The 2,596-nt window shown below is 53.0% G+C and carries 4 protein-coding genes; 1 reads left to right on the top strand and 3 read right to left on the bottom strand.

What is annotated here, in order from left to right:
- Positions 1-12: 12 nt before the first annotated feature.
- The 3 genes from IQ273_RS32410 to IQ273_RS32400 form a co-directional block, all read right to left on the bottom strand.
- The gene (locus IQ273_RS32410) at positions 13-324 is read right to left on the bottom strand and encodes a hypothetical protein (RefSeq protein ID WP_194027187.1); all 312 of its coding nucleotides are present in this window, start codon (positions 322-324) and stop codon (positions 13-15) included.
- Positions 321-998, bottom strand: a complete 678-nt coding sequence (locus IQ273_RS32405) for a V4R domain-containing protein (RefSeq protein WP_228054339.1) — start codon at positions 996-998, stop codon at positions 321-323. The genes IQ273_RS32410 and IQ273_RS32405 overlap by 4 nt, the downstream gene beginning before the upstream one ends.
- Positions 999-1,291: 293 nt before the next feature.
- A complete protein-coding gene (locus IQ273_RS32400) occupies positions 1,292-1,762 on the bottom strand; it encodes a phycobilisome protein (protein ID WP_194027185.1) in 471 nt (156 codons plus the stop codon).
- Positions 1,763-2,147: 385 nt separating this feature from the next.
- Here IQ273_RS32400 and IQ273_RS32395 point away from each other — a divergent pair, with 385 nt between their 5' ends.
- Complete coding sequence (locus IQ273_RS32395) at positions 2,148-2,366, top strand: photosystem I reaction center subunit IV (RefSeq protein WP_194027184.1); 219 nt, start codon at positions 2,148-2,150, stop codon at positions 2,364-2,366.
- The last annotated feature ends 230 nt before the right edge of the window (positions 2,367-2,596 follow it).

Below are 2,596 nucleotides of genomic sequence, written 5' to 3'. Positions count from 1 at the left end.
GGTCGATGAGGGTTAACCAAACAGATCAGAGAACCCGTCTAGGGTTAAATCAAGGTCAGAGACCGACGAGGTCGCTGGGACGGCTTCGAGGGGTGAAATGGGTACCCCAATAGTGGGCTGCCCGTCCCAGGCAATGTTCTCAAAGAAATCGCTGACCGTCATCGTCATAGCCGATTCTGAGTGGGTGGTGCCCCCTAGACTAGGGGTTGCAAGTGCCGCTCGCCCATCCCATGCCACCGCTTCAAAGAAGGCCTGTACCGTTTCTTTTAGCCAGGGCTGGGGAGCCTCAGACCCGGCTACAGCATCGAGGGAGAACGCGCTCATTGCCCACCTTCCCCGGCCCGCAGCCGCTTCTCGATATCGCGGGCATTGGCCCCTTCGTTCATCCAGAAGGCGGCGGCATCAATGCGCTCGCGGCCCCCCAGCAAAAACTTGCAGTAGGTCTCGCCCATGGAGTAGCACTGAATTTCAATGCAGCTCAGCTGTTTGCGCACCATTTCGGTAAAGAAACCGGCAAATAATCCGGCGTAAAGGTGGCAGACGGGCTTGCCCACATCGCCCAGGGTGCGGGCTACGGCGGAGTCAAACAGGTTGATGAACATGAAACCCTGCTTGCGATCGCTCATGTCGACTTCCCAACGGCCCCAGCCTTGAGAAATGTAGGGCCACCACCAGGTCTCAAGCAAAAACATCAGGTTGGCTCGGCGGGGGCTCATGGCAAACTCGCGCTCAAACCAGGCTTCAAACTGTAGGGAGTCGATTTTGCCCCACTCCAGTCCGATGGTGTACATGATGGCCGAAGAGGCATCGCCAACTTCTTCTTGCAGCCCTTCTAGCAGACCAATAATAAAGTCTTCGCTGGTGAGCACATTGCGGGTATCGTTCCAGTCGGTAATGGTGCCGTAATCACCATTGAACTGAAAGAAATCCCGCAGGGCATAGTGGTTGTGCTTCTTAGGAAATTTTTGGTGCAGACGGTGGGCGGTCTCTGTGGTCATAACCATGATTGAACGAGCCTTGTAAGACTGTTTTCAGTGATAGGTGTAATGTGCCCAGGCCTGCGTAGAATTAACAGCTCTAGGGAGCGATCGCGGCCTGAGTTAACCCTTACCCATGGCCCAAATAGTAGAAGATAGAGGGCTTCAGACGGTCCGCCAGGCCCCTCGGACGATACAAAACGTAGTAATTCTGCCTACGCAAATCGCCTAGGAAATCGAGTACGGTTTCCTGGGCGATACCTGTAGACAATTGACAGACAACCAATCTGGCGATCTGAGTTTAGACGCTTACCCTATTGACCGAGGGTGACCCGACTCAACTCTAGGATGGGCAAGAACAGCTTTAGCTCTTCGGTATTGAGAAATTGGGTGATTACTGTCTGCATGGCCTCGTAGGTGAGTCCACAGCTCTCTTGAGCCCCAAACGCTCGCATGATGGTCTGAAACCAACTCAGCAGATTTTCTTGAAATCGCTCTGGGTCGTCAAGCAGCAGGGCTATGGCACTGTAGCGCAGAACGCGCACCGTGTCTCGCTGCCACTTGGCCGCTAAGTCTTGTCCGCCAATTTGAAAAATATCGGGCTTTTGGGCCTTGAGCCGGGCCATCACCTGAGCAATAATCTGAGGCTCAGCCGCCTGAATTTTTTGGTAGGCCCGTAGTCGGGTACCAACCGTAGTCAGATAGGCCTGAAAGAACATTAGCTCTTGGTCAGAGGCGTAGCGGCCATCGGTGGCCTGAATCAGAGACTCAACGTCGGTGAGCATGCGGGGTAAGTCTCCTGCAAGAAGGTAACGTTAGGATACCCAAAGTATTTCGAAATGTGAACAAAACTTTTGCCAAGGGAATTGATGTACGATTGCTACCAGCATTTTACTGTTCGCTGACAGTGCTATCTATTGCTTTTGAAAGCGGCGAAGGCCGTGGTCGCAGCGATCGCAAAGATTCTCCAGGAGAAACTGGATCCATTCCTTGGGTTTGCAATAAAACTTAAACCCCTGATCGCCGTGAGACCGGAGGTCTCGTAGTAATCTGGTGGACATGGAATAACCCCCTATCCAAGCTTGGCCATAGGCTGTCTGCAATTAGCCTTGGCTGGGGTTTGGCCTGGGCAAGCTGCCATTAATATTAATTTTCAAGAGGGCATTGTTCATGGTTCAACGTGGTTCTAAAGTTCGCATTCTCCGCAAAGAGTCTTACTGGTATCGGGAACTCGGTACCGTTGCCACCATTGACCAAAGCGGCATCAAATACCCCGCGGTAGTGCGCTTTGACAAGGTAAATTACGCTGGTATCAATACCAACAACTTTGCGCTGTCTGAGCTACAGGAAGTTGAAGCCCCCAAAGCGGCTAAGAAGGCTGCCTCCTAGGTTGCCTCTCCCAAGGTTGAGCCACTTCCCCGGTTCGCCGGGTTTTCAGCTCTGCTCACGAGTATGACTACGGCTTACAAATTTCAGGGCCTGTGCTTCGGCATAGGCCTTTGTTTTGTCTCGTTTCCTGCCTGTACCCGGCGGGCATTGCTATAGTTCAAAGGCGCACTATATGGGGACAGAGGCCCAGGGCTAGGCTGTGCCAGAACTACCTGAAGTTGAAACTGTGC

Origin of the sequence: Nodosilinea sp. LEGE 07298, from assembly GCF_015207265.1 — a bacterium.
Classification (GTDB): Bacteria; Cyanobacteriota; Cyanobacteriia; order Phormidesmidales; family Phormidesmidaceae; genus Nodosilinea.
The sequence above is the reverse complement of the archived record's forward strand: the minus strand, read 5'-3'. Positions and strand labels throughout refer to the sequence as shown.

Bases quoted from the DNA above. Each gene is read 5' to 3' on its own strand.
- IQ273_RS32410 (WP_194027187.1), bottom strand. From the start codon at position 324: ATGAGCGCGTTCTCCCTCGATGCTGTAGCCGGGTCTGAGGCTCCCCAG.
- IQ273_RS32405 (WP_228054339.1), bottom strand. From the start codon at position 998: ATGACCACAGAGACCGCCCACCGTCTGCACCAAAAATTTCCTAAGAAG.
- IQ273_RS32400 (WP_194027185.1), bottom strand. From the start codon at position 1,762: ATGCTCACCGACGTTGAGTCTCTGATTCAGGCCACCGATGGCCGCTAC.
- IQ273_RS32395 (WP_194027184.1), top strand. From the start codon at position 2,148: ATGGTTCAACGTGGTTCTAAAGTTCGCATTCTCCGCAAAGAGTCTTAC.